Source organism: Caballeronia sp. LZ028, from assembly GCF_031451415.1.
GTDB classification, from domain to species: Bacteria; Pseudomonadota; Gammaproteobacteria; order Burkholderiales; family Burkholderiaceae; genus Caballeronia; species Caballeronia zhejiangensis.
Genome location: NZ_JARUXN010000002.1, coordinates 622,402 through 649,169, shown reverse-complemented (window position 1 = coordinate 649,169; position 26,768 = coordinate 622,402). Strand labels below are relative to the sequence as shown.

The 26,768-nt window shown below is 62.4% G+C and carries 27 protein-coding genes; 11 read left to right on the top strand and 16 right to left on the bottom strand.

Annotated features, from left to right (window positions below):
- Positions 1-4: 4 nt before the first annotated feature.
- Genes yjfF through QCE58_RS17115 form a run of 4 tightly spaced genes read right to left on the bottom strand, consistent with a single transcriptional unit; the run spans position 5 to position 4,576 of the window.
- Positions 5-1,042, bottom strand: a complete 1,038-nt coding sequence (yjfF, locus tag QCE58_RS17130) for a galactofuranose ABC transporter, permease protein YjfF (protein WP_008346364.1) — start codon at positions 1,040-1,042, stop codon at positions 5-7.
- Positions 1,039-2,097: an ABC transporter permease gene (locus QCE58_RS17125; RefSeq protein WP_008346365.1), complete on the bottom strand. Its 1,059-nt coding sequence runs from the start codon at positions 2,095-2,097 to the stop codon at positions 1,039-1,041. The genes yjfF and QCE58_RS17125 overlap by 4 nt, the downstream gene beginning before the upstream one ends.
- Positions 2,090-3,610, bottom strand: coding sequence for a sugar ABC transporter ATP-binding protein (locus QCE58_RS17120; protein WP_034470137.1), 1,521 nt, complete (start codon positions 3,608-3,610; stop codon positions 2,090-2,092). The genes QCE58_RS17125 and QCE58_RS17120 overlap by 8 nt, the downstream gene beginning before the upstream one ends.
- 6 nt (positions 3,611-3,616) lie before the next feature.
- A complete protein-coding gene (locus QCE58_RS17115; protein ID WP_008346369.1) occupies positions 3,617-4,576 on the bottom strand; it encodes an ABC transporter substrate-binding protein in 960 nt (319 codons plus the stop codon).
- A 412-nt stretch (positions 4,577-4,988) separates the two neighbouring features.
- Between QCE58_RS17115 and QCE58_RS17110 the strand changes: the two genes are divergently transcribed.
- From QCE58_RS17110 to QCE58_RS17095, 4 genes are read left to right on the top strand one after another with little or no spacing between them, the layout of a single operon-like run.
- Positions 4,989-5,156: a hypothetical protein gene (locus QCE58_RS17110; protein WP_160172871.1), complete on the top strand. Its 168-nt coding sequence runs from the start codon at positions 4,989-4,991 to the stop codon at positions 5,154-5,156.
- 3 nt (positions 5,157-5,159) lie between these two features.
- Positions 5,160-5,342 carry a DUF6726 family protein gene (locus tag QCE58_RS17105; RefSeq protein WP_033536015.1) on the top strand — a complete coding sequence of 61 codons (183 nt, stop codon included), beginning with the start codon at positions 5,160-5,162 and terminating at the stop codon, positions 5,340-5,342.
- A gap of 46 nt (positions 5,343-5,388) precedes the next feature.
- A complete protein-coding gene (locus tag QCE58_RS17100; RefSeq protein ID WP_235366186.1) occupies positions 5,389-5,964 on the top strand; it encodes a hypothetical protein in 576 nt (191 codons plus the stop codon).
- A 20-nt stretch (positions 5,965-5,984) separates the two neighbouring features.
- On the top strand, positions 5,985-6,653 hold the full coding sequence (locus QCE58_RS17095; protein ID WP_008346373.1) for a flagellar basal body L-ring protein FlgH: 669 nt from the start codon (positions 5,985-5,987) through the stop codon (positions 6,651-6,653).
- Positions 6,654-6,670: 17 nt separating this feature from the next.
- On the opposite strand, the gene QCE58_RS17090 is transcribed toward QCE58_RS17095, so the two are convergent.
- A complete protein-coding gene (locus tag QCE58_RS17090) occupies positions 6,671-7,420 on the bottom strand; it encodes a response regulator (protein WP_033536014.1) in 750 nt (249 codons plus the stop codon).
- Between the two features lie 244 nt (positions 7,421-7,664).
- Between QCE58_RS17090 and QCE58_RS17085 the strand changes: the two genes are divergently transcribed.
- The 4 genes from QCE58_RS17085 to QCE58_RS17070 all read left to right on the top strand — a co-directional run bounded on the left by QCE58_RS17085 (position 7,665) and on the right by QCE58_RS17070 (position 12,263).
- Positions 7,665-8,393, top strand: a complete 729-nt coding sequence (locus tag QCE58_RS17085; protein WP_008346377.1) for a response regulator — start codon at positions 7,665-7,667, stop codon at positions 8,391-8,393.
- Between the two features lie 5 nt (positions 8,394-8,398).
- On the top strand, positions 8,399-9,706 hold the full coding sequence (locus QCE58_RS17080; protein WP_250437599.1) for an ATP-binding protein: 1,308 nt from the start codon (positions 8,399-8,401) through the stop codon (positions 9,704-9,706).
- Positions 9,703-10,596 (top strand): tyrosine-protein phosphatase, encoded by an 894-nt coding sequence (locus QCE58_RS17075; protein ID WP_250441373.1) that lies wholly within the window; start codon positions 9,703-9,705, stop codon positions 10,594-10,596. The genes QCE58_RS17080 and QCE58_RS17075 overlap by 4 nt, the downstream gene beginning before the upstream one ends.
- 317 nt (positions 10,597-10,913) lie before the next feature.
- Positions 10,914-12,263, top strand: coding sequence for an ATP-binding protein (locus tag QCE58_RS17070; protein ID WP_175980220.1), 1,350 nt, complete (start codon positions 10,914-10,916; stop codon positions 12,261-12,263).
- 134 nt (positions 12,264-12,397) lie between these two features.
- Here the strand turns inward: QCE58_RS17070 and QCE58_RS17065 are convergent, their stop codons facing one another.
- The 7 genes from QCE58_RS17065 to QCE58_RS17035 form a co-directional block, all read right to left on the bottom strand.
- Positions 12,398-12,955: a hypothetical protein gene (locus QCE58_RS17065; RefSeq protein WP_008346383.1), complete on the bottom strand. Its 558-nt coding sequence runs from the start codon at positions 12,953-12,955 to the stop codon at positions 12,398-12,400.
- Positions 12,956-13,098: 143 nt separating this feature from the next.
- A complete protein-coding gene (locus QCE58_RS17060; RefSeq protein ID WP_250522453.1) occupies positions 13,099-13,389 on the bottom strand; it encodes a hypothetical protein in 291 nt (96 codons plus the stop codon).
- A gap of 100 nt (positions 13,390-13,489) precedes the next feature.
- A complete protein-coding gene (locus tag QCE58_RS17055; protein WP_008346388.1) occupies positions 13,490-14,500 on the bottom strand; it encodes a hypothetical protein in 1,011 nt (336 codons plus the stop codon).
- Between the two features lie 134 nt (positions 14,501-14,634).
- Positions 14,635-14,865 carry a hypothetical protein gene (locus tag QCE58_RS17050; RefSeq protein WP_250522454.1) on the bottom strand — a complete coding sequence of 77 codons (231 nt, stop codon included), beginning with the start codon at positions 14,863-14,865 and terminating at the stop codon, positions 14,635-14,637.
- A 404-nt stretch (positions 14,866-15,269) separates the two neighbouring features.
- Positions 15,270-17,015, bottom strand: coding sequence for a tannase/feruloyl esterase family alpha/beta hydrolase (locus QCE58_RS17045; RefSeq protein WP_144403633.1), 1,746 nt, complete (start codon positions 17,013-17,015; stop codon positions 15,270-15,272).
- Between the two features lie 102 nt (positions 17,016-17,117).
- Entirely contained in the window at positions 17,118-18,371 is a 1,254-nt protein-coding gene (locus tag QCE58_RS17040; RefSeq protein WP_175980217.1) for a porin, read from the bottom strand.
- Between the two features lie 255 nt (positions 18,372-18,626).
- Positions 18,627-19,574 carry a LysR family transcriptional regulator gene (locus QCE58_RS17035; protein ID WP_250522455.1) on the bottom strand — a complete coding sequence of 316 codons (948 nt, stop codon included), beginning with the start codon at positions 19,572-19,574 and terminating at the stop codon, positions 18,627-18,629.
- Positions 19,575-19,674: 100 nt separating this feature from the next.
- On the opposite strand from QCE58_RS17035, the gene QCE58_RS17030 reads away from it, so the two are divergent.
- A complete protein-coding gene (locus tag QCE58_RS17030) occupies positions 19,675-21,132 on the top strand; it encodes an aldehyde dehydrogenase family protein (protein ID WP_250522456.1) in 1,458 nt (485 codons plus the stop codon).
- On the opposite strand, the gene QCE58_RS17025 is transcribed toward QCE58_RS17030, so the two are convergent.
- Positions 21,093-22,388, bottom strand: coding sequence for a glycosyltransferase family 87 protein (locus QCE58_RS17025; protein WP_250522457.1), 1,296 nt, complete (start codon positions 22,386-22,388; stop codon positions 21,093-21,095). The genes QCE58_RS17030 and QCE58_RS17025 overlap by 40 nt on opposite strands.
- A 277-nt stretch (positions 22,389-22,665) precedes the next feature.
- A complete protein-coding gene (yghU, locus tag QCE58_RS17020; RefSeq protein WP_250522458.1) occupies positions 22,666-23,541 on the bottom strand; it encodes a glutathione-dependent disulfide-bond oxidoreductase in 876 nt (291 codons plus the stop codon).
- Positions 23,542-23,649: 108 nt separating this feature from the next.
- On the opposite strand from yghU, the gene QCE58_RS17015 reads away from it, so the two are divergent.
- Together QCE58_RS17015 and QCE58_RS17010 are read left to right on the top strand one after the other, a co-directional pair.
- Entirely contained in the window at positions 23,650-24,261 is a 612-nt protein-coding gene (locus QCE58_RS17015; protein ID WP_250458830.1) for a TetR/AcrR family transcriptional regulator, read from the top strand.
- 141 nt (positions 24,262-24,402) lie between these two features.
- On the top strand, positions 24,403-24,789 hold the full coding sequence (locus QCE58_RS17010) for a VOC family protein (protein WP_250522459.1): 387 nt from the start codon (positions 24,403-24,405) through the stop codon (positions 24,787-24,789).
- A gap of 18 nt (positions 24,790-24,807) precedes the next feature.
- On the opposite strand, the gene QCE58_RS17005 is transcribed toward QCE58_RS17010, so the two are convergent.
- Together QCE58_RS17005 and QCE58_RS17000 are read right to left on the bottom strand one after the other, a co-directional pair.
- Positions 24,808-25,611, bottom strand: a complete 804-nt coding sequence (locus QCE58_RS17005) for a family 1 encapsulin nanocompartment shell protein (protein ID WP_008346410.1) — start codon at positions 25,609-25,611, stop codon at positions 24,808-24,810.
- Entirely contained in the window at positions 25,604-26,647 is a 1,044-nt protein-coding gene (locus QCE58_RS17000) for a Dyp-type peroxidase (protein WP_033536009.1), read from the bottom strand. Before QCE58_RS17000 ends, QCE58_RS17005 begins: the two co-directional genes overlap by 8 nt.
- Between the last annotated feature and the right edge of the window lie 121 nt (positions 26,648-26,768).

Genomic DNA, 26,768 nt, shown 5'->3' with positions numbered 1-26,768 from the left:
GTCGTCAGCGCTTCGCCGCGGAGCGATCGCCGAACGCGCGCTGCGACAGACAGAACACGAGCAGCAATGCGCCGACCGCGATCTTCGTCCACCATGAACTGAGCGAGCCGTCGAACGAGATCAGCGTCTGAATGATGCCGAGAAGAAGCACGCCGAACAGCGTGCCGATCACATAGCCGACGCCGCCCGTCAAGAGCGTTCCGCCGATGACGACCGAGGCGATCGCATCGAGTTCGAGACCCATCGCGTGCAGGCCGTATCCCGAGAGCATGTAGAACGTGAACAGCACGCCGCCGAGCGCGGAGCAGAAGCCCGATAGCGCGTACGCGCCGATGGTCGCGGCGTTCACCGGCAAGCCCATCAGAAGCGCCGAATGCGGATTGCCGCCGACCGCATAAATGGTGCGGCCGAACGGCGTGTAATGCGCGATGAACACGGCGGCCGCGAGCACGACGAGCGCGATCACCGCACCGAGCGAGAGCGACGCGCCGCTCATGACCGGTATGCGAATCTGCGATACGGCCGCATACCACGGATCGGTGATGCTGATCGAATCGATGCTGATGAGATAGCACAGCCCGCGCGCGAGGAACATGCCCGCCAGCGTGACGATGAACGGCTGCAGGCGAAAGCGCGCGATGAGCCAGCCCATGAGCGTGCCGAATGCGGTGCCCATCGCGAGCACGAGCGGGATCACGACGAGCGGATGCCAGCCCGCTTTTTCGACGAGCGCGGCGGATACCATCGTCGTCAGCGCAATCACCGATCCCACCGAAAGGTCGATGCCGCCCGACAGGATCACGAAGGTCTCGCCTACCGCGACGACGATCAGAAACGCATTGTCGATCAGCAGATTGAGAAAGACCTGCGGCGAGAAGAAGCCGGTGTACATCACCGAGCCGAGTACCGAGATCGCGATGAACAGCGTGATTGTCGCGGCGAGCGGCAGATAGCGGCTCGTCGAGAAGCTGCGCTTCGGTGCAGCGGCGTCGCGAGGATGCGCAAGCGTGACGCCCGGCGGCTTGGGCAAGGGCGAACTCATCGGCGCACCTCGCTGCGGCCAATAGCAGGGCGGCGCGCGAACTTCACGACCGTCGCGCGGAACTCGCCCGATTGCAGCATCATCACCGCGAACACGACGATGGCTTTCACCACGAGATTCACCTCCGGAGGCACGCCGAGCGAATAGATCAGATACGTGAGCGTCTGGATGATGAGCGCGCCGATCACGCTGCCCGCGAGCGTAAAGCGACCGCCCGTGAGCGCGGTGCCGCCGAGCGTGACGGCGAGGATCGCATCGAGTTCGAGCAAGAGGCCCGCGTTGTTGCCGTCGGCGCTCTTGACGTTCGAGCTGATGAGAATGCCCGCCACGCCCGCGCACAAACCGCTGAATGCATACGCGCCGAGCGTGAGCCGTTTCGCCTGCACGCCCGCGACGCGCGCGGCGGTCGGGTTGATGCCGATCGCCTGCAGGAAGAGGCCGAGCGCCGTGCGCGTGATCGCAAGATACAGCAGCACGAACACGAGCGCGACGATCCAGATCGATGTCGGCAATCCGAGCAGATAGCCGCCGCCGAAGAAGAAGTAGGGCGTGTAGTAGATCGTGATGATCTGACCGTTCGTGATGAGCTGCGCGATGCCGCGTCCCGCTACCATCAGGATGAGCGTCGCGATGATCGGCTGCATGCCCGCGCGCGCGACGAGCAGGCCGTTCCACAAGCCGCACAGCAACGCGACGCCGAGCGCCGCCACGATCACGACAGGCAACGGGAAGCGCGTGACGTTGCCCGCGATCGATCCGCCGATCGCCCACGCGGCGACCGCTCCCGCGATGGCGACGACCGCGCCGACGGAGATATCGATGCCGCGCGTGGCGATCACGATGGTCATGCCGAGCGCGACGACCGCGAGCGGCGCGGCGCGATTGAGGATATCGACGAGACTGCCGTAGACGTGACCGTTGCGCCACTCGACATGCAGAAAGCCCGGATTGAACGCAGCGTTCAGCGCGAGCAGCAGCACGAGCGTGACGATCGGCCAGCCGAGCCGATGTTCCATCATCGAACGAAGCGTCATGCGGCGCGCGGTGTCATCCATGTTCGGCTCCGATCATTTCGCATACCGTATCTTCGCTGGTTCCGGCGGGCAACTCGCCGACCTTGCGCCGGTCGCGCAACACGACGATGCGATTCGCGATACGCACCACCTCCGATATCTCCGAAGAAATGAACAGCACGGCCATGCCCGTCGATGCGAGCCGGAGTATTTCGTCCATGATTTCCTGCTTCGCGGCGACGTCGATGCCGCGCGTCGGCTCGTCGAGAATCAGAAGGCGCGGCTCGGTCGCGAGCCACCGCGCGATGAGCGCCTTCTGCTGATTGCCGCCGGACAAGAGACCGATAGGCATGTCGAGCGTCGCGGCCTTGATGCCGAGCGCGCGCACGAAGCGTTCCGCGAGCGCGTTCTGTTCGGCGCGCGTGAGGCAGCGCCGCGCGCCCATGCGTGCCTGCAACGCCAGCGCGATGTTCTCGCGCAGCGACAGCTCCGCGACGATGCCGTCCGCTTTGCGCTCTTCCGGACAGAACGCGATGCCGTGACGGATCGCCTGCGCGGGCGTCGTGAAAGAGACCGGCATGCCATCGATGCGCAGTTCGCCTTCGTCGGGCTTTTCGAGGCCGAAGAGCAGCTTCGCGAGTTCGGTGCGCCCCGAACCGAGCAGGCCCGCGACGCCCACCACTTCGCCCGCGCGCACGCGCAGATCGAGCGGTTGAAGCTGGCCTTTCTGGCCGAGTCGCGTGGCATCGAGCAACGCCGTTTCCTGCGTGGCCGTTTCGATGTCGTCGGGCGGCGACTGACGCGCCTGCGCGGCGGCAAGCTCACGGCCGAGCATCGCCGCGATGAGCGCCTGCGCGCCCAGTTCGCTCGTCGGCCATTCACCGACGCGCCGGCTGTTGCGCAATACGGTGATGCGATCCGAGATCGCATAGACCTGATTCAGAAAGTGCGTGACGAAGAGAATCGCGAGCCCTTGTTCGCGCAAGCGGCGCAGTACATCGAAGAGGCGGCGCACTTCGTCGTCGTCGAGGCTGGAGGTCGGCTCGTCGAGAATCAGCACTTTGGACGATAGCTTGAGCGCGCGCGCGATCGCGACCATCTGCTGCACGGCGACCGAATAGCTCGTCAGCACACGCGTCACGTCGATATCGAGGCCGATGCGCGCAAGCAGCTCACGCGCTTGCCCGTGCGTCTTATCCCAGTCGATGCGATAGCCATGCAGCGCGCCGCGCCGCGGAAAATAGCCTGCGAAGATGTTCTCCGCCACCGACAGGTTCGGGCACAGATTCACTTCCTGATAGACCGTGCTGATGCCGAGCTTCTGCGCGTCGAGCGGCGAATCGGGATGGATCGCGCGGCCCTCGAGCAGAATCTCGCCGGCGTCGAGACTCACGACGCCGGTCAGCACTTTTATGAGCGTCGACTTGCCCGCGCCGTTCTGCCCCATGAGCGCGTGAACCTCGCCCGGATAGAGCGCAAGGTTCACGTCCTGCAGCGCATGAACGCCGGCGAAGCGCTTGTCGATGCCGCGCAACTCCAGTACTGGCGATGTCATCGGCGGTCAGTATTTGCGGTTGGGGAATTCCTTCGCCGCGACCTCCATCGGGAAGATGCTTTCCTGCGTAACGATCCGCTTGGGCACCGACTTGCCCGCCTTGATGTCCTTCACCACGGACATCAGCTGCGGCCCGAGCAGCGGGCTGCATTCCACGGATACGTTGAGCTTGCCCGCCATCATCGCTTCGAACGCGCCCTTCACGCCATCGACGGAAATGATGATGATGTCCTTGCCCGGCTTCATACCCGCTTCCTCGATCGCCTGAATCGCGCCGATCGCCATGTCGTCGTTGTGTGCGTAAAGCACGTTGATCTTCTTGCCTTCGGCCTTGAGAAATGCCTCCATCACTTCCTTGCCCTTCGCGCGCGTGAAGTCGCCGGTCTGCGAGCGAATGATCTTGAACTTCGGATCGGATTTGATGATTTCCTCGAAGCCCTTCTTGCGATCGATCGCGGGCGCGGAGCCCACCGTTCCCTGCAATTCGACGATATTGATCGGCCCCGGATTGCCTTTCTCCTTCTCGACGAGCCAGCGGCCCGCCTTGCGGCCTTCCTCGGTGAAGTCCGAGCCGATGAACGTGACATAGAGCGAGTCGTCCTTGCTGCTGATCGCGCGGTCCGTTAGCACGACGGGAATCTTCGCGTTCTTTGCTTCGACGAGCACGGTCTCCCAGCCAGTCTCCACGACGGGCGAGAACGCGATCACATCGACCTTTTGCGCGATGTACGAGCGGATTGCCTTGATCTGATTCTCCTGCTTCTGCTGCGCGTCGGAGAACTTCAGGTCGATGCCGGCTTCCTTCGCGCTCGACTTGATCGACTCGGTGTTGGCGGTGCGCCATTCGCTTTCGGCGCCCACCTGCGCGAACCCGAGGACGATGGGCTTCTGTGCGAACGCGGAAAGCGGGAGCATTGCGCCGAGTGGCGCGGCGGCCATCGCAACTAACACGGTGCGGCGTTTCATGTCAGTGGTTCCTCCATCCGTTGGCTATGTATCCGTGCTTGTTCGAATGATTATGGAATAACCTGTTAATTCGTTGTTCTATTCATCCCGATGCCATTCCGGTATTTGGGTTTTGCGACGAGCGAGGCAACGGCGCCGAGATAGATTGACTATATGAAGGTATTCCGCCAGTTTTAATTCACGTTAACCCGCTTTTACTACCGAAACAGTCATACCATCTCGCACCGCGCGCTGCGCCGCAACATGCAGATTCGCACGCGAGGAAAGAACTGGTAACGCCTGCGTAATCGCTGCTAATGGCTCGTAAGCACTCGGGGAAACGACGTTTTGCTTGTGTGATCGTGGCTTCGCGCGCTCGACGAAGATTGCTCCTGTTGCAATCCGCAACGTCCCTTATCCGAAAAGGAGCAGCATGAACGTCACCAGCCCTGCCACTCAACATACGACGCAAGCGACGTCGCACACGCTGCCGATCAAGCGCGGCACCGAAACGCCGACCGTCGAAACCGGCACGCCCGCGGCGAAGACGCCCGCGAGCAATCCGGCGCATCTCGGCAATCACGTCGATACGACTGCGTAAATCATGCGGAGGTCTTTTCGTCTTGCCCTTGCGTGCGCGGCGCTTGCGGCGTGCCCGTTCGTGCTCGACGGCTGCGCGCTCGCCGCGTTGCCGTGCCGCGCGACATCGGCGTTGCTGAAGGTCGTGCCGGTCGTGGGTCATGCCGCGTCCACGCCTTTCGACGCCTGCGCTACTGCCATCGACTGATATGAAGCGAACGATTCTTCGTTGCGCGTTTTTCGTTTGCATGGCGATGCCGGCATTCGCCGCGGCGCAGAAGCCTTTCGACTTCCGCGGCCTGCAGCTCGGCATCGCGCTCGACGCATTCCGGCGCGACGAGCCCGCGCGCGCGACGCCGCCCGGCAGCGTCGCCGTATGCGACACGGATATCGACGCGGCATCGCTCGGCATGGTGCTGCGCGATACGCACAGCCTGTCGATCGCCTGCAAGTGGGCGCATCGCACGCAAGGCGGCTGGAGGGAATCGGCGGCCGTTGTCGATGGCACGCTCGCCCGCGATCACGTATTGCGCTTCCTGGCGATGCCGGGCGATCCGTCGCCGCGGCTGTATCGCATGTCGTTCGTGATCGATGCGCGCGTCGCCGACGACTTCGCCGAAGGGTTGTCGTCGAAGTTCGGCCGAAGCCGCGTCGAACGCGCGAACGGTTATCAGACGCGCACCTGGGAGAACGCGACCAGCTCGATCACGCTGGAAGCGAACGGCGCGGCGGCCTCGGCGCGCGTGATTTATCGGCTGAAGGCGTACGAAGCGTGGCTGCGCGACACGACCGACCGGTGGCGTCTTGCCGCGGTGCACGACGCGCCCTGAATCAAAGGAGAGGATTGTTCATGAAATTCGCGACATTGCCCTGCTCGGCGTTCGCACTCGCACTGGCGGCGTGCTCGTCGTCGGGCTCGCACTCGATCGTCGAGATGCCCACTTATGCGCCGGCCGTCGCGCAACCGGTCAACGTCAACACGCTGGGCGCGATCTATCAGGCGGGATCGTCGGTGTCGCTGTACGAGACTTCGCGCGCGCAGAAGGTCGGCGACGTGCTGACGATCCGTCTTGCGGAGTCGTATCAGGGCAGCAATTCCGCCGATGCCAAGGCGAGCCGCGCGAGCAGCATCAGCGCCGAGGCCGCCGACAAGTCCAGCAGCGCGGCGGCGCGGCTTGCGCGTCTTTTCAACGTCGGTTCGGCGGATACGTCGTTCAAGGGCAATGGCAGCACGAGCAATCTGTCGGCGATGAGCGGCACGCTCGCGGTGTCGGTCATCGGCACGTTGCCGGGCGGCAATCTCGTGGTCGCGGGCGACAAGATCATCGCGATGAGCGGCAATCAGGACCGGTTGCGTTTCTCGGGCATCGTCAATCCGAAGGACATCGAGGCAGGCAATTACGTCGCGTCGAACAAGGTGGCGAATGCGCGCATCGAGCAGGCGGGCGTCGGCATGCTCGCGGATTCAACGACGATGGGCTGGCTGCAACGTCTCTTCATGAGCGTGCTGACTTTCTGACGATGAAGCCGCGCGCGCTACAGGGTCGCGCGCGCCGCGATGCGCCCGGCCGCGGTCGGATCGCCGTGCGGCACGAAGATATAGCCCTGGCCCCACACCGTCTGCACGTAACGCGGTTCGGACGGATCGATTTCGAGCAGACGGCGCAGACGCCAGATCGCGACATCGAGACTGCGATCGCGATGCGCGCCGTTGCCGCGCATTTTTTCGTTGAGCTGCGCGCGCGTGAGCACGACCATCGCGTTCTTCACGAGTGTCTTGAGCAGCGCGAATTCGCCGGAGCGCAGCGCGATGCGTTCGCCGTCGCGGCGCAACTCGCGCGCGCCGAAGTCCATTTCGAACGGGCCGAAACGATAGGCCGGGCGAATTTCGGGCGCGCTCGCCGTGTCGGACGACACGGGCTCGCGGCGTCGCAGGATCGAGCGGATGCGCGCCAGAAGCTCGCGCGGATCGAAGGGCTTGCCGAGATAATCGTCTGCGCCGAGCTCCAGCCCGATGACGCGATCGAGCACGTCGGAGCGGGCCGTCAGCAGAATCACGGGGATATCGTCGCGCGCATTGCGCAGTTCGCGCAGCGCGCTGATGCCGTCCTTGCCGGGCATCATCACGTCGAGCACGACCATCGAAGGGCGCTCGGCCTGCACGCGACGGCGCAACTCCGTCCCGTCGTCGAGAACGGAGACGTCGAAGCCGTGCTGCTCCAGATAATCGCGGACGTGATCGCGCACGACGGGGTCGTCGTCGACCATCAGTACATGTGGTGTCATGCCCAAATTCTAAGCGCGACGCCGAGGCCCCCGCGACGCTTGCGAACTTTCCATTTCTTTCCGTTACGGCCTGTTTCGGCGCGCGTTTCGACGGCGCTTTACCGACGCGCGGGGCTTGTCGCGGGAATGGAACGCGCGTGCTGCGAGGCTTCATCGCGCGAAAGACGCGTCCGGTAAGAATCCGTAACGTTGCGCGACGCGCGAGACGCGCTGTAAGGCATTTGTGTACGAATAGAATTTTGGGATGGCTACATCGGTTCTTATCGTCGACGACGATCCCGCGGTGCGCGACCTGCTGCGCCGCTTCTTTCAAGAGCAAGGCATCGACGTTTCCGTGCTGCACGATGGCGCCGGTTTGCGTCGGCGTCTGGAGCTCGAACGTCCGTCCATCGTCGTGCTCGACATCATGATGCCGGTCACGGACGGCTTGCGCGCGTTGCGCGATCTGCGCGCGGCGGGCGAAGACATTCCGGTGATCTTCGTGACCGGTTGCGACAGCGTTCCGCAAAAAATCGCCGGCCTGCAATCGGGTGCGGACGACTATCTCGCCAAGCCGTTCGATCCGCATGAATTGCTCGCGCGGATCGAAGCGGTGCTGCGGCGGCGCACGGCCGCGCCGAGCCGGCCCGAACCCGCGCCGCGCGAACGCTTCGGGCGCTTCGAAGTCGATTTCGTGTCGCGTTCGCTGTTGCGCGGCGACGAGCGCATCGCGTTGCGCGACAGCGAGTTCGCGCTGCTGAAGGTCTTCATCAAGAATCCGTACAAGGTGCTGTCGCGCGTGCTGATCCACGATCTCGTGCATCGCGACGATCTGCCTTTCCGCGATCGCGGCCTCGATGTGCCGATCTGGCGTCTGCGCCGTCTGATCGAAGACGATCCGTCGCATCCGCGTCATGTGCAGACCGTGCGCGGGCAAGGCTATGTCTTCGTTCCCGATGCGGACGATTCGGCATCCGGCTGGATCGAGGCGTAGCCGCGATGCGTTCGGGTTTCTGGCAGTCCGCGCGGACGCTGCGCGGTTTCATCGATTCGCTGTTCGGCCGCATGGCGATCGTGTCGATCGGCGTGCTGGTCACGCTGCAGGTCGGATGGTTCGCGATTCTCCACGTACAAGGGCCGCACAAGGAAGCGGATGGTTACGCGCGCGCGCTGCTGATCGTGCTGGAAGCGGCGCACAACGATGTCGCGCTCGGCGGACGGCTGATGCGCGAGACGCGCGTGCATATCGTGCCGGTGTGGAACATGCCGGAGCCGCTGACGCTGCGCGATCCCGCGAAGACGCGTCACGGGCATCTCGCGCGGCAGCTCGCCAGTCGTTTGCCGCCCGGAACGCAGATCGCGATCGATATCGACGGCCATAACAAATCGCGGCTCTGGGTGCGCTATCCGTCGAGCAATGTGTGGATCGTCGCGCCGATCGATCTGCCGCCGCCCGCGCCCTTCATGACCGAAGGCGTCGTGCTGCTCGCCGGCGCGCTCGTGCTTTCGCTGATTGCGACATGGCAGTTGCAGCGGCCGCTCGCGCGCGTCGCGCAGGCCGCGCGACGCTTCGGCGGCGGCGAGCGGCCGGTGCCCGTCGAGGAAAACGGGCCGCGCGAATTGCGCGAGCTCATCGGCGCGTTCAATCAGATGATGAAAAAGCTCACCGACGCCGACGACGATCGCGCCGTGATGCTGGCTGGCATCGCGCACGATCTGAAGGCGCCGCTCACGCGCCTGTCGCTGCGGGCGAGCGTGCTCGCGAAGGACGAACGCGAGCGCGCGAATTTTCTGCGCGACATCGATTCGATGACGCGCATCGTGCAGCAGTTTCTCGAATTCGCGGGACGGTCGTCGTCGGACGGCGCGACGACCGGCGTCGATGCGTTCATCGCCGAGCAGTTCGCGTCGCCCGAGGATGGCGACGATCCGTTGTTCGCGCTGTCGCTCGAAGCGGGCGATGCGTTTCACTTGCCGCGCACTTTCATCGACCGGCTGATGACCAATCTCGTCGACAACGCGCTCGAACATGGCGAGCCGCCCGTCGAGATTCGCACCGCGCTGCGGGATGGCGACTGGCTGATCGAAGTGCGCGATCACGGACCCGGCATTCCCGACGAGCGCCTGGACGAAGCGCTGCGTCCCTTCGTGCGGCTCGATCCCGCGCGCAGCGGCAACGGGCATTGCGGCCTCGGGCTCACCATCGTCGAACGTCTGGCGCGCGAGCAGCGCGGCCGCTGCGAGATCGCCAATGCCGAGGGCGGCGGGCTGATCGTGCGTATCGTCATTCCCTTTGATCAAACATGATGCTTGCTTCGTCCACGCGTGAGGCGCCTTTGTCGCGCCGCGCTTTCATTCGCGGCGGCGCGCGCGTCGCATTGCTTTCGACCACTTTCGGCGCGGGCGCATTGCTATCGGCGTGCGGCGGCGCGAGCGAAGAGCGCAGCGTGATGGAAACGCCGAGGCTCTCGACGGTCGAAAATTTCCGCGATGTGGCCGGCGTGGGCGACGGCTATCCGACCGTCGATGGCGGCCGCTTGCGTCGTGGCGTGTTCTATCGGTCCGGCGCACTGACACCCGGCGATGCGGACGCGGCGTTGCTTGCGCGCTTGTCGTTGCGCGCGGTGCACGATCTTCGCGTGGTGGCGGAGGCGTCGCTTGCGCCGGACCGCGTGCCGACGGACGCGGTGCGCGAGACCCACGAGATCGCGCCGATCGACGCAGCCGGCGCGACGCCCGTCGATGCGGCCGCCGCGACCGCGTGGATGAACGCGCGACAGCGTCAGCTCGTGACCGATCCGGCCGCGCGCTTGCAATTCGGCGCGCTGCTGACTCGGCTTGCGCGTGTTTCAGGCGCGCAGGTGGTCCACGGCACGGCGGGCAAGGATCGGACGGGCTGGGCGGCGGCGCTGCTGCTCGCCATCGCCGATGTGCCGCTCGATGTGATCATCCAGGACTATCTGCTGACGAACACGGCGGCAGAGACGCAGATCGATGCGCGCGTGAAAGCGCATGCGGCGCGTGCCGGGATGAATGCGCAGGCGGTCGCGCCGCTTTATCGGGCGCAAAGCGCGACGATCGAAGCCGCGTTCGAGGAGATGCACAGCGGGTTCGGGACGTTGAGTAACTATCTCGCGCAGGGGTTGGCGGTGAGTGCCGCCGATGTGGCGATGTTGCGGGCGAAGTTGGTGGGGTAGGGTGGTGGAGGATTCGAGCGCGGCCTTCCGATTCGCCGCGCGCTCCGATGTCTTACCGATTCCGCAATTGAAGCAGTTGCTCAGATAAGCTCGCTCGGTTTCTCGCCGCGCCGGCGTCGCTCCAGTCCTTCGAACGAGGCTCTCTGCCTCGCTTTCCCGCACGGGCCGTCATCGTGGCGATATGCACGCTCCCGTATCGCCTGTCAAAATCAAATCTCCTTCGCGGCGGTGCTAGCATTCCCGCCACGAATCAAGCACGCCCGCCATTCTGAAAAAATAGAACCCTGCGATACATAAAAAAATAGACGAGGCCTCGAATGGAGACACACCAGACCCGCTCACCCCGCTCGATGACCTCGCGGCTCACCTGGTGGATTGCCTCCGTCGTCGCCGCGCTGAGCGTGATGGCGGGCGTCGCCTCGTTTGCCGCCGCGTCTCACGAAGCGAACAAGCTTCAGGACGGTCATCTGCGCGAGATCGGCGCGCTCATCGATGCGAAAAAGCTGGTTCTGGATACGACCGCCGTCGCGTGGCAAGGCAGTCAGGATTCGGACGTGCGGCTCGTCATCTCGCGCCTGGAGCCTGAATGGGAAGCCGCGAACGCATCGGCACCGATCATCGTTCCGGCGACGCTCAAGGACGGCCTGCATGACCTCGAAACGCATGGCAGGCGCTGGCGTGTCGATGTCCGCACGCTGCATTCCGGAGACCGGATCGCGGTCGCGGAGCTGTCCACGATCCGCGATGAAATCGCCAGCGACGGCGCAATGCGTACCCTCTTTCCGATGCTCGCCCTGACGCCCGTGATCGTCGCGCTGGTCTTCTTTCTCGTGCGGCGGATGCTCCTGCCGGTGCGCCGTCTCGCGAGTGTCGTGGACTCGCAGGACGATGCAACGCTCGACACGCTGTCCGAGGAAGACATCCCGGCAGAACTGCTGCCGTTCGTCACGTCGATCAACCGGCTCATCGGCCGCCTGAAGGATGCGATGGCCCAGCAGCGCCGTTTCATCGCCGATGCCGCGCACGAGCTGCGTTCGCCGCTTGCCGCGCTGTCGTTGCAGGCGGAGCATCTCGGCGCCGCGGACTCGGCCATCGTCGCGCGCGAGCGTCTCGTCACGTTTCACGCCGCGATACGGCGCACTGCGCGGCTCGTCGAACAGTTGCTCGCGCTCGCGCGTTCGCAGCATGGATCGTCGATGAAGCCATCGGTCGTATCGCTGCGAGAACTCGCAACCGATATCGTGATCCAGTCGGTGAACATGGCGGAGGACAAGCATGTCGATCTCGGGCTCGAACGCGTCGACGATGTCGACGTGATCGCCGACGCGCCCGCGCTGGCCGTCGTGTTGCGCAATCTCGTCGACAATGCCGTGCGCTACACGCCGGAAGGCGGCAGAGTGGATGTATCCGTCACTGTGAGCGGACAGGACTTGCTGCTGGAGGTGCAAGACTCGGGACCAGGCATTCCCGACGACGAACTGACTCGCGTGCTCGAGCCGTTCTATCGCATCCCCGGCACGCGCACGATGGGCAGCGGCCTCGGCCTTTCGATCGTGTCCGAAACCGCGCGGCGCAGTGGCGCTCGCTTCGTGCTCCAGAACACAGAGACGGGGCTGCGCGTGTGCTATTGGCATCCGCTGCGCGAGCGGACCGCCGGGAGCATGTGATAGAAAAAAGGCGACTCGCCAGAAGAACGATGGCGAGCCGCAAGAGGGATCGGTCAACAACTACTGCGCAGGCAGATTAGCACCGGTTTCACGCGTGAAATCGCATCGGAAAGATGCCGTAAGGAAAGCGACCTTCACTGTGTGCGCGAGACCACCATACGGTCGACCAGCGCATCGAGCTTCTGCCGCGCGCTCGCGAAACGGTCTACGTTCAGACCATTGGTGTCGTAGCGCGCCGTCACGAGAATCTGCCCTTGACGCACGATCGTGAGATCGATCGCCGACAGATACGGCACCGGCTCGCTGCCGAACGCGCGCTTGTTCCAGCTCGTCGTCGCGGCGTAGACGAACATCGCCTCGCAACCGGGCGGCGACGTGCCGGGGTTATAGACCGTCGAAATCACGCCGCGCCGCTGCAACGCGACCTGCAGCGAGGGCACGAAGTCGCCTGTCGCGACGTTCTGGTTCAGTTCGATGCATACGGATTGCAACGAGGCAGGCGAGCCCGTCACCGATGTCGGCGACGAATAGTTCGACGCGACCGTCATGCCCGCCTGCACGAGCGAGCCGGCGGCATCGGCGGCCGTAATCAGCGTCCACGTACAGCCGGAAAGCGCGCTTGCCCCGAAGGCAAGGAGCGCGCGAGCGATGAGCGTGCCGAACATGCTCGGGCCGCCGAATTGAACTTGCATGGCTTGGCGTCGTATCGATGGAAAGAAGGGCGGTGTGTCTGTCGACATCACGCATCGATATCTTCCCGCGACGCGCCGTCATCCGATATGCGGAGCAAGGCGCCAATCCGGCGAGTTATTTCCAGGTATTAATCCGCGAGCGATCAGACGAACAGGGACACGATTCCGCCGATGGTCGCCGCCGCTGCAACCCATTTGCCCGCGGTGTAGAAGCCATTCGTATCGGTCGCCTGCACTTCGGGACGTTCCAGCCCGAGCGCGCCATAAGCGAACGATTTCACCGATGACGGCGGGTTGGTTTGCTGAGGGACGGCGGCATCGTCGGCCGAAGCGTCCTGCTCGACGTCGGTCGTGTCATCGGCAGGCGCGGCGCGGCGGGGAAGAGGCGTATCGGCGCTCGTATAGGCGGCCGTGGTCGCACTGTTGATCTGCATCGCTGGCCTCGTCTTTATGCGCTACTGCAAAGCCGCAATAACGGCCTGTCGCGACGATGCTTGAACACGCCCGCCTTTCGGTTCCTTACCGGTGGCCCGATCACATCGGATGGTTCTGCACGAAGGTCTTGTATGCCCAGTAGGCGGCTTTCTGCGTGAGTCCGTCGCTCTGGATAAGACCGTAATCGCCTTCGCTGTCGTCGTAGAGTTCGAAGGCCTGAATCGACTGGATGTTGTACTTCGACGCGACGCTCGCGAACTGCGCCATCATCAGACTGCCTGTCATGTATGTCGCGATCTGGCTGTACGAGCCGAAGTCTGGGCGCACGCCGAACTCGTTGATCCATACCGGCTTGCCCATATCGTGCAGAAACTGGAGCACGTCATGACATCCCGTGCCGCCACATGCGTGCGTCATGTCGCCCTGACTCGAATACCAGTGCCACGACGTGACATCCCAACTCACCGCCGGATGACCCCAGGTGCCGTCCGGTTGCGAACCGTCGGCGAGCATCTGGAAGAAAGCGGTGTGCAACCAGGTGCCGCCCAGGACGATCTTCGCGGAGCTATCCACGGACTTCACGCCTGCGATCATCCCGCGGATCACGCCGCGCGCGAGCATGAACGACCAGTTGTTGTACTGATACCAGACGGTGCCGTCGACATTGCCGATAAGCGCCTTCGCTTCGAGTTCGTTGCCGACCTCGTAGTACTTGTAGGGGTAGCTGTTGGCCGTCTGCTGGCCGAGCGTGTAGCCCGCCTTGTAGGCGTCGTTCTCGCTGTTGTAGTTGAGGTTCATGAGCATCACCGGATACACGGTGACGCCGCCTTCTTCCATCGTCTTCGCGATGTTCGCAACCATGTTGGCCGATGTCTGGCTGTACACGTCATTGCGATAGATCGTTGCGCCGAGATCCTGCAATTGCGACAACTGCGTCTTCGCGCCCACGACGTCGTATGCGCCGCCGTTGCTGTTGTGGCCGTTCGCGCCGTAAAAGATCGAGCCACTGCCGCTTGCGGCCTTCGCGGTCGACTTCAGCGATGCCGCGCTCGTGCTGGCCGCGGCGGTGTCGGCGGGGTTGTCGCTGCCACCGCAGGCGGCAAGCACCATGCTTGCGGCGAGGGTTGCCGCAATGGATCGGGGCAGGAAGGAGGCAATTCTGTTCTTCATGGCGTTTAGTATGACTAACGGAGATGCGCGCTTTCGCAACGATCAGGGCACACGTTGAGCGCCGGGTCGAGCGATCAACGAGGCGATGCGCAGAATCGGTCGCGCATCCGAAATAGTTGAAAGAGCTTGTTAGTAATCCGAATGACTGGCTCAGGATGAACGCCATTGACGACGCGTATCGGTGCGCCGAAAAAGCCAAGCCAGTGCAGATTCGCTGAAGCAAAGCCGAGCACAAAAACGATGTGCATGCGGAATGGCCAGCGTTCGATGACGATGATCCGCGAACGTGAATTCGCGTCGGTCATCGGTAACATGTGCAGCGATACGACTTCGATGACGTCAAAATTGCTGACGGCGGCGCGATGCAGTTCGCGCCCTGAGCGTGCGTTGCCGGTATTGAGTCAGCGGGGAAAGGTTACTTTGTTCCGACGTAGAAGTAAACCCGATAGCAGAAAAAACATCTTGTGTACGGCAACATTTCGACTGGTCTTTTCTGCCGTTTATCGTTTTCTGCGTAGCCGTTTCTACTGCAGCAAGGGCGCTGATAATCGTTTCGCTTGCCTTGCTTGGATTGCCATGCTTCGGCGCGAACGGCACAGGAACTTCTCGTGGCAGCAGAACTGACTCTGTGCCCGCGTGAGTCAAGGGGGAAGTGCGCGCCGCTGCATCACCGGTAATGATGGAACGACAGCGGCGCGATCGATGCAACTTACGGTGCAGCCACGCCCTGCGTCTTCGGGCTATACGACGTATAGAAGCTCGCGCCAGCCCATGTCGGCGCAGCGTCGTTATACAGCGGCGCACCTTGGCTCCAGTTCGCACCGTCGTGCCAGTCGCCGCTGCCGCTGAACTTCGCCACGGCCGGATAGGGATACACCGGACGCGATGCCGTCACCTTGCTCGTCGTCGCATCGGTCTGATAGGTCATCACCGCATTCGGCGATGTGCCTTGTTCGACCCAGCCCGTGATCTGCGATACGAGATCGATGTTCGGAAAGCCTTCGCCGCCGCCGCAGTGACCCACGCCCGGCACGACATACAAACGCGAGAACTCGTTCGCGCTCGCTTCGCCCATCGTGTCCTTCACGGCCTGGTAATAGCGGATCGTGAAAAGCGGGGAGATGTGCTGATCCGCCCAGCCGTGCCACAGGATCAGCTTGCCGCCCGCGTTCTTGAACGCCGACAGATCGGGGCTCGTTGCATCGTTGAGCGGATGGTTCGCCTGCAGATAGCTCGAATAGAAGCTCGCATCGTGATAGCCGAAGGTGTCGACATTCGGCATCGACGGCGACCCCGTGAAGATCAGGTTATATGCCCCGGTCACGATCATGTAGCTGAAGAGACTGGTGACGGGCACGGCTGCGTCCGTCGAGTTCGTCGTCGGCACTTCGACGCCGATCCAGTTCGCTTCCGAGCCGAACTGCGGCGAGCCGCCCAGCATGGGCATGCCGGTATTCGTATCGGTCGGGCCGCTGTAGATCTTCGAGGCCGTTGCGACTTCGGCGGCCGTCAGACAGTTGCTCGTGCTCGATGCATTGGCCGCGCATTGAATCGATGCGGGATCGAAGTGACAGGTACGCGGATCGGCGAGGAGACCATCGGGTACGTTGGCTTGACCGCCGCATGCAGCCACGACTGCCTTGTGCAGCAGTTGAGCCTTGTCGGCATAGAGCACGGCCTTGCCTGCGCTCGTACCCGTCGTGCTGTTCGATTCGACGTTCCAGCCGTGATAGAGCGAGTTTTGAATCTGGAAATGCGCAGCCGGCGCGCCCGCGACGATGCCGTTGTAATCCGACGGATAACGTTGCGCGGCCATCAGCGCTTCACGGCCGCCATCCGAACAGCCGACGAAGTAAGCGTATTTCTGCTCCTGTCCGTAGTAAGCCTTGATCAACTTCTTCGCGGCGAGCGTCGTGATGTGCTGGCCGCGATACGCAAAGTCGGCCTGCTTTTGCGGATCGGTCGACCATGTCGAATCCTGACCCGAATGACCCATGTCGGTCGCTGCCGTGACAAAGCCGCCTTGTTGAACGAGCGGGCACGTATAGCTGAAACTGAAGGAGCTTTGCTGAGTCGGATCGCTCAGATTGCCGCACAAGCCGCCGCAGCCGAGTTCGGCGAAGCGCTGTGTCCACGAGTCGACGGGCAGTGCGACCTCGAACGTATTCGAAGGCGCGAGCGTGCCTTTGACCGTGCAGAAGTTGACGGTGGCGCCGTTAACGGTCGCGGCCGTGACCGTCGCCGATGTGATCGTGCTGCCGGTGCCGCCGATATCGCTCAAATCGACCGATGCCAGCTTCGAGCAATCGACCGTAGGTTTCACCACGGCCAAGGGTGTTTGCGCGGCGTTGCCGCTACCGCTATTGTTGCCACTGCCTCCGCATGCCGTGACGACGACGGTCACGAGGCAGGCGGTTATCAGCGCCATTAATCGCTTGGGATCCAGAGCTCTCATAGTTATCTCCTAGACTTCGTTTTGATGGCGTACGGACGAACGTCGCCAGCACGCCGAAGCGTGCGGACGATATGAAACGATCGTGGTGCTACGCGCGTTCGATCAGAAGCGATGGATGATGCCGACGCCCGCCGCGAACATGCTGCGCGATGCCGACGGCGCGCTCTGGAAGCCGTCGCCGATCGTTGCGTTGGCGGCCGTCTGACGGTTCGTAGCGGTGCCCGAGGGCGCCGCCAGCGTGTTGCCGTTCGCACGCTGGAACGCTTCCAGTGCGTACAGTCCCGTGCGCTTCGACAGCGAGTAGTACTGCGAGAGATTGAACTGGTGGTACGACGCGGCGTCGTTGATGCCGTTCGCCTTGCTGGCCCATGTATAGCTGTAGCCCGCTGCGAAGTCCCATGCCGACGTCGCCTTCCAGTGCAACACCGAGCCGACCGTGTTGAACACGGCTTCGTCGGTGAATTGCGAATTCACGCCCGGGATGTATTGAACGTTCGTGTACGTGACCGAGATGTCCCACGCGCTGTTGAACTGATAACCGCCTGCAACCGCGAAGCGCTGTTGCGCTTGTGCGCGTTGATAACCGGCCGTCACCGCCGACACGCCCGGCTGGCCCGAACCATCGGTCGCTGCCGTGCTGTTGATGGTCGTCGAGCTGCTGCTGTAGATGCCGCCGCCATTGGCCGCGTTGTTGATGCGCGAGAACGCGACCGTGCCGCCGATCGGGCCTTGCTGGTATTGCAGCGCAGCCGACCACGTCGACCCCTGATACACGCTGTCAGGCACGCCTGCAAGCGAGTACGAGCCGCTTACGGTGAAGCCATACATCTTCGGCGACGTATAGACGATCGAATTGTTCGCGCGATAGATCGTGTCGAGGCCGTCCAGATCGCCCGGATGCGCGCCGAAGTAACCGGTCAGCCAGTTCGTCGGGCTATACGGCGAGAGCAGCGTGTAGTACGAGGTGTATTGACGACCCAACGTCAACGTACCGTACGCCGGATTCGTGAGACCGACCCATGCCTGACGGCCGAACATCGCATTGGTGAACTGTGCTTGTCCGCTATTGATGTCGAAGCCCGATTCCAACTGGAAGATGGCCTTGTTGCCGCCGCCGAGATCTTCGGCGCCCTTCAAACCGAAGCGGCTACCGGCCCAGATGCCCGATCCGGTCTTGACGTTCGAGCGGCCCGGGTTCGTCTTTGCGAGATTGGTCTGGCTGCTCTGATAGACGATCGAATCGTCGACGATACCGTACAGCGTGACGCTGCTTTGCGCTAACGCCGGCGTTGCGATCGCCGCCGCATAGAACAACACGCCCGCGCTCAATGGCTTCAGTTGATGTCTCACTCTCATACACCCTCATCGTTGTCGTTGGATTGGTGAGCGATAGCATCGCGCGTAGTGCGACGATTGCCCGCCGGTGCGAACGTACGCCGATGACAGGGCATGAAAAGAAAGGGTTAACCATTGATCCGATACCGAAAGTGAAATGCAAGGTCGCGTCCGGAAATGAGGCGAGCCTTGCAGGCACAGTGTCGGAATGCCGCTTTCAAGCGACAATCGAACGCCTCACACCGAAAACCGCGATAAACAAAACTGATGGCGGCGTTAAGTCTTTGAATTGACCTTTCGACGCTTCATTTTCAGCGCCGGGTGCTTTCGGTTTGCGTCGGCATATTCGCGGATCATGTCCGTCAATGCGCGCAAGCCCGCCGGCACATGACGACGGCCGGGATAGTAGAGGCATAGTCCGTCGAGCGGCGGCGTCCAGTCTTCGAGCACGCGCACGAGGGCGCCTGCTTCGAGATCCGCGGCGACATTCCATTCGGTCAGGTAAGCGAGACCGATCCCCGCGCGCGCGGCGGTCAGCATCATGCCCGGTTCGTCGAGCGTCAGCGCGCCGTCGCCATCGATGCGTATGGATTCGCCATGCCGCTCGAATTCCCATTGATAGATCGACCCGCTCGGCATGCGGCTGCGAATGCAGCGATGCGTCGCGAGGTCGGCAGGCGCGCGTGGCGGCTTGTGCTGTTCGAAGTACGCGGGACTGCCGACGACGGCGAAGCGCTGGCGATCGCCGAACGGCACCGCGATCATGTCTTGCGGTACGGTTTCCAGCAGACGAATGCCCGCATCGAAACCTTCGACGACGATATCGATGAGCCGGCCTTCGGTGACGATATCGAGCTTCATGTCCGGATAGCGCTTCAGGAACGCGACGAAAAGCGGCATCGCCTGATGCGCCGCGCCCACCGATGTATTGATACGCAACGTACCCGATGGCGTGTCGCGAAAGCTGCCGGCCTGTTCGAGCGCGTCGCGAATCGTCGAAAGCGCGGGCGCGATGTTCTGCACGAATTGCGCGCCGGCCTCGGAAAGCGACACGCTTCGGGTCGTGCGATTGAAGAGCCGCACGCCGATGCGAGCCTCCAGCGCGGCGATCGCATGACTCAGCGCGGACGTCGATACGCTCAGTTCATTCGCCGCCGCGCGAAAGCTGCGATGCCGCGCGACGGAAAGAACCGCTTCGAGTTCGGTGAGCCCCGATGTTTTCATTATGCTAAATCGTTCAATAGGTCATGCCGGATTGTACGTCTAGTCGAATCAATGCAAACGCCTTATCTTTTGCTCAATACATCGACCGAGCGAATTCATCATGCATGACATCGACCAGATTTATATCGGGGGCGCGTTTGTCACGCCGCACGGCAACGAGCTTTTCGAACTCTTCAATCCCGCGACAGAAAAAGTTATCGGCCGCGTGCGCCTCGCAGACAAGGACGATGCGCGCAAGGCGATTGCGGCGGCGAAGCGCGCATTTCCCGCATTCTCGCGGACGGACAAGCGCGAACGTATCGACATGCTGAAGCGCATGCACGCCGCCGTCATCGCGAAAGAGGATGAGCTTTTCGAGGCCATCGTCGAAGAATACGGCGCACCGGTTTCGCGCGGGCGCTGGATGGCGCGACACGCGAGCAACGTGCTGCTGGAAGCGGCGAAGGTGCTCGAAGACTATGCGTTCCTGCGTGACGCGGGTACGGCAAAAGTGGTGATGCAACCGCTCGGCGTTGCCGGGCTGATCACGCCGTGGAATAGCGACGCCGGCTTTATCTGCGGCAAGCTGGCGGCGGCGCTCGCGGCGGGTTGCACGGCGGTCATCAAACCGAGCGAAATGAGCGCGATGCAAACGCGCGTCGTCACCGAAGCGCTGCATGAGGCGGGACTTCCGGCAGGCGTGTTCAACATCGTCACGGGCCGAGGCGATATTGTGGGCGCGGAGATCAGCGCGCATCCCGATGTCGCGAAGCTGTCGTTCACGGGATCGACGGTCGTCGGCAAGACGATCCTGCGCACAGCCGCCGATACGCTCAAGCGCGTGACGCTCGAACTCGGCGGCAAGTCGCCGACGATCGTGCTCGACGATGCGAACTTCGACGAAGCCGTGCCGCTCGCGCTCGATGCTGGCTTCATGAACAGCGGTCAGGCATGCATCGCGGGCACGCGCGTTCTCGTGCCGCGTGCGCGGCTCGCGGAGTTCGAAGAGAAAATCGTGAGCGCCATCGAGAAGATTCTCTCGGGCGATCCGCGCGATCCGCATACGAGCATCGGCCCGATGGTGAGCCGCAAGCAATGGGAGCGCGTGCAGCGTTATATTCGTATTGGCATCGATGAGGGCGCGCGACTGATCGCGGGTGGCGAGGGGCGTCCGGATCACGTCGGCGCGGGCTGGTTCGTGCGTCCGACGCTCTTCAGCGACGTGACCAACGACATGACCATTGCGCGAGAGGAAATCTTCGGGCCGGTGCTGTCGATCATCGCGTACGGCGATATCGAAGATGCCATCGCGATCGCCAACGATACGCCTTATGGTTTGCAGGCGTACATCGCTTCATCGGACGCCGCGCGCGCGAACGCGGTGGCGTCGCGCATCGACGCGGGGCGCGTGCTCGTCAACACGCTCGCGCATGAACCTGCTGCCCCGTTCGGCGGATTCAAGCAATCGGGCATCGGACGCGAATACGGCACGTTCGGCATCGAAGCGTTCCTCGAACCGAAGGCACTGCTGGGCGTCCGTCAAGCCCGCGACTCGAGGCCGCCCGATTCCGCGTGCTGATTGCGCCGCACCGCTGTGGCAGGCCCGAAATAACGCGCGATGCAGAGCGCGTAGGTGATCAGCGCCGAGATCGTGTACATCGCGGATCGCTCCATGAAGAACAGCAAGAGCACGGCAATCGCGAGAAGCAGCATCTCGATGCGAGGCGAGATCGCGGACAGTTGCAGATCGCGGCGCTCGATTGCCGTGCCGAGCAGAATCACGAGCGGAATCAGCGCGACGACCATGTGGATCGGCTCAAGGATCGGCGCGGCAAGCAGCATCGTCATGCATGCGAGCGCGTAGTCCATGCGTTTGTCGCGGCTGCGGAAGAAGACGAGGTAACACGCGAACACGCAGATGATCGCGGCGAAGATCGTCGATGTCGCGTGAAGCGTCGCTTCGGATGCGGGCGTGCCGAGCTTTTCGGATATGGTCTGCAATGCGCCGCGCACCGAACTGTTGCCGGGCAAGCCACCCGCACCGAGGATGTACGTCTGCGCTCGCCCGATCTCGACGGTCAGATATTCCCAGATCACGCGAAAGCCGAGCTTGCTCGCGGTGAAGAGCGTGATCGCGATGGCGCAGACGCCCGTCGAGATTACCGTGCGCCATTCGCGTCGCAAGAGAAGCAAGCCGACGATGGCGAGCGGTGTCACCTTGAAGACGACGGCGAACGCGAGAAAGACTCCCGCGAGCCAGCGATTGCCGCGCTCGATCAAGAAGAACGACGTCACGAGAAGAAAGAAAAGAAGCTGGTTCGATTGCGCGAGATAGGCGTCATGCAGAACCGGAAAGCTCAGCATGGTCACGCCGATGAGCAGCGCGGTCACGCGCCTGTCTCCGCCGCGATAGGCCATCTTCGCGAGAAGCACTGCGCCGATGATGGACAGCACGACCGACATCGCGACCCAGGCGAGCTTCGCGGTGAACGACGGCAATAACGCGAACGGCGCAAAGATCAGCGCGAATTGCGGCGGATAACAATAGATCAGGATATCGTCGAGATTGGCGCCGAGCGTCGTCAGATAGGCGACGAGCCGCTCGTTGTTATAGATGAGCGACGGATCGTGCGGCGAATTCAGCACGCTGCTGAAGGCGTAATAGTAGAAATTGAAATCGCTGAAGGCCTTCGGATGATCGGCCGAATAACTCAGCGTGTAGTGATAGATAATGACCATGCGAATCGCGAGAAAACCCGCCGCGACCAGCATGAGCAAAGCCGCGATGATCCGGACGTTATCCGCAGATCTGGCGCCAACCCGAGCGTTCAACATGGACGTTCTCCCGTGTGCCGGCCATCACGTTGTAAGGGCGCTGTAATGAATCCTTTGCGATTGATCCGCTATTCGTCGCATGAAATCGGGCGAGAGAACCGTTAGCGGATCGTATGGCCTACGAATCGTGACAGCATCACAGGGGCCGCGTCAATCTGGTATTTGCGCAGTGCAATGAAGAAACTGCTTTTTGAAAAATGGATGACGCTCGTGCGTTTTTATGCATGCCGCGTGTTGAACGAAAATATTAGGCTTATCGTCACGCGGCTCGCAGTCGTCACTTCTCCGCGGCGATCTTGTCCTGCGTGCGCGTATCGAAATCGGATGCGTCATGGCGCTCATGCAACTGGCTCGACGGCTCGCCGAAAGTACGGTTCACCATGCGGCCGCGTTTAACGGCGAGACGTGCGCCGATCAATTCGGCCCAGCGGCGCACATGCTTGTATTCATGCACGGAGAGGAACTCGGCGGCGTTGTATAGCCAGCCGTTCACGAGGCCGCCGTACCACGGAAAAATCGCGATATCCGCAATGGTGTAATCGTCCCCGGCAATATAAGTGCTCTGCGCGAGACGCTTGTCGAGCACGTCGAGTTGACGCTTCACTTCCATGGCGAAGCGATCGATCGGATATTCCATCTTGCTCGGCGCATAAGCATAGAAGTGCCCGAATCCACCGCCCAGATAGGGCGCGCTTCCCATCTGCCAAAAAAGCCACGACAAGCACTCGGCGCGCTTTGCCGGTTCCGTCGGCACGAATGCGCCGAACTTCTCCGCGAGATAAAGCAGGATCGCGCCGGATTCGAAAACTCGCACGGGCGTTGCGCCGCTGCGATCCACGAGCGCCGGAATCTTCGAATTCGGATTGATATCGACGAAGCCGCTGCCGAACTGATCGCCATCGCCGATGCGAATGAGCCACGCATCGTATTCCGCATCGCGATGACCAAGCGCCAGCAACTCTTCGAGCATCACGGTGACTTTCACGCCGTTGGGCGTGGCGAGCGAATAGAGCTGTAACGGATGACGGCCAACGGGCAACGCCTTTTCATGTGTGGGACCGGAGACCGGCCGATTGATATTGGCGAATTGTCCGCCGCTTTCCTTGGTCCAGGTCCATACCGCCGGCGGCACATATTCGTTCGATGCGCTCATGCTTCAGGCTCCTTTGCAATATGAATTCGGACGAGGTTATCAGGTCGTCCGAAAACATGCTTGACCGGGCTTTGTACAATCGGCTCCGCAATCCACGAGAGGAAACGAATGAGCCAGCGTCCATCGCACAAACCGTATCGCCCGCGAAAAGCGCCCGCGCAATCGCGCTCCGAAGCCACGGTGGCATCCATCGTCGAAGCAGCGGCGCAAGTGCTCGAAAGCGAGGGCTTCGAAGGATTCAACACGAACGCGGTCGCGCGTCGCGCGGGCGTCAGCATCGGTTCGCTCTATCAATACTTTCCGGGCAAGGATGCGCTCATCGTCGCGCTGATTCGTCGTGAAAGCGCGCGCTTTTATGAGGATGCATCGGTCGCGCTCACCAAACGTAGCGGCAAGGCGGCGCTCGAATATCTGATCGGCGCGTCCGTGCGTCAGCAACTACAGCGTCCGATGCTCGCGCGTCTGCTCGATATCGCGGAAGGACGGCCGGCATTGCGCGGCGAAGTGGCGAAAGGGGAAATGGACGCGCTGGTCGAGACGATCGTCGGTCGTGCCGCACCACGTTATCCGAATCCGGAAGTGGCGGCGGCCGATCTGCTCGCCATCGTCAAAGGCATGGTCGATGCCGCGGGCGAACGCGGCGAGCGCGATCTCGACGACCTCGAACGCCGCGTTCGGGCCGCTGTTTTCGGCTATCTGTCGAGAAGCGGCGGCGCGTAAATGCGAGCAATGGAAGCGACGCGACGGTGCAAGCCGCATCGCTGCGGGCTTTCGGCGGCTGTTCGCAATGCGAGTAGTCGAATGTGAGCTTTTGCTTATATTCTGAAGTCTCTATCAACCCAGTAGAGACCGAGCCAAGACATGAAGCTCAATCACCTCAGTTTCCCTTCCGCCGACACACCCGCGACCGCTCGATTCTTCGAGCAGTATCTCGGCTTCACGATATCCGGAACGTGGGACCAGTCGTACATACTCAAGCGTCCCGGTTTCGATGTCGTGATCGATCACGCGCGCGACGATGCACTGGAATGGCCGCGCGCGTTTCATGTCGGCTTCGAATTGCCGAGCCTCGATGATGTGCGCGATCTTTACGAACGCTTCGAGTCGGAAGGCGTGGAGATGGAGACGGACATCTTCAACAACGGGCGCGGCTCGCGCTTTTTCTGCCGCGCCCCGGGCGGCGTGATGTTCGAAATGAATACGCGCTCCGATGCCGCGCCCGAGTATCAGGGCACATTCGACAACTGAAGCGATCGCGACGAAACGTTATTCGCCCGCCGCGATGGACACGGACGCTTCGCTCGTCAGCATCAGGAACGTGAGCGTTTCGCGCAGATAGAGCTGCACGGTCGTGTCGGTATGACTCGTATAGCCGATCGACAAGTCCTGGCCGAGATGCAGCTCGTAATCGCCGCCACGCGTCGAGAGCACACAGCCGCCCTGAAGCGCGGGCGCCCACACGAGATCGCCGCTCACGATGCGCTTGATGTGCTGAATGACCGGATAGCCCTGATCGCTCGCTTCGGCGAGCGCGGTATAAGCATCCGCGCCGAGCAGCACGGAATAGGGTCCGTCTACGCCGGCAAGGCGCAGCTTCTCGAGCGCCTGACTGATCGCGGCGGGATAATCGGCGACGTCCGCGGGGAGATACGTCGGCGCATTGGAGCTGCCCTCGCGGATGCCGGTGATGCCGGCGGCCGCGAAGCCGTCGAAGATCGCGCTGTCTTCCGCGAGCGCCAGTTCGTTCGCGGCGGTCTTCGCGGGTTGCCAGTCGCCATCGTTGGAGCCGCGTTCGACGCTGTCGATCGCTTCGCGCTGCAACGTGAACGGCACGGTGAGTTGCACGAGTTGCTTCACGTCGTATAACTTCGCCGCGACGCCTTGCTTCGGTGAAGCGATGTTCGTCTGATGCCCCGTACCGATGCCCGATAGCGCCGTGCCGCCGGGACTCTTCACGTCGACGACGCGGCGGCCCGCGAGCGCGCGCTTGAACGTGCGCGCGACTTCGGCTTCGATCTGCGACCATGCGGCGCCGGAGATCGGCGCGAGCTCTCGATGCAAGTTATTCATCTTGTGAAGTTCCTTTGAGTGAGCCGATGTTCAATGTTCCTGCGCGGCTATCTTCAGGCGCGTTATCGCTGGCGGAAGAAGTCGCGGCATCCGGGTTGCGGTCGGGAAGTTCGTCGAGCAGATCGTTGGACGGCACGAAGAACAGGCCGCCCGTCACCGCGCGGCTGTAATCGAGCAGGCGGTCGTAATTGCCCGGCGGCCTGCCGACGAACATGTTCTCGAGCATCTGTTCGATCGGCGCGGGCGTGCGCGCATAGCCGATGAAATACGTGCCGAACTCCTTCGCTCCCGGACGTCCGAACGCCATGTTATGCCGAAGGATCTTCACTTCCTTGCCGTTCTCTTCGATCGTCGTGAGCGAGCTATGCGAGCACGACGGCTTGATCGAATCGTCCAGTTCGACATCGGATAACTTTTCGCGTCCGATGATCAGTTCCTGTTGCTCGACGGTGAGGCCATTCCACGCATCCAGGTTATGCAGATACTTCTGCACGATCACATAACTGCCGCCGGCGAAATCGGGATCTTCTTCATCGATGATCGTGTAATGCGCGGCGCTCTTTCCTGTCGGGTTCTCGGTGCCATCGACGAAGCCCACCATGTCGCGCAGATCGAAGTAGCGAAAGCCATGCACTTCATCGACGACCGTCACTGCATCGCCGAGCTTGTTGAGCATCTGCGCGGCGAGCTCGAAACAAAGGTCCATGTGATCCGCGCGGATATGCATGAGGATGTCGCCGGGCGTCGCGATCGCGCGGCGCTCGCCCGAGCCGAACTCGCGAAACGGATGCAGCGACGCGGGGCGCGGCGCGCCGAAGAGCATGTCCCACGCATCGGCGCTGAAGCCGCATACGCAGGACAAATTCGCGGTCGGCGCGCGCGTGCCGACCGCGCGGACCAGCGCCGCGATGTCGCCGCACCATGAGCGCACGACATCGGCCTTGCCTTCGCCGCGCGCCACGGTGGCGACGATGAAGATCGCGCTTCGGGAAATAGGATCACAGACGGCTTGTGGTTCGGGTGTGTTGTTTGGCATCTGAAAAGATAACCTGAAGTTTCATAGGATCATAAGCTGGCGTATCACTGCTGCGAACCGACGATACACCAAGTTCATGTGATCAATACCCGAAATCGCACGGTTATGTAACATCACGGAG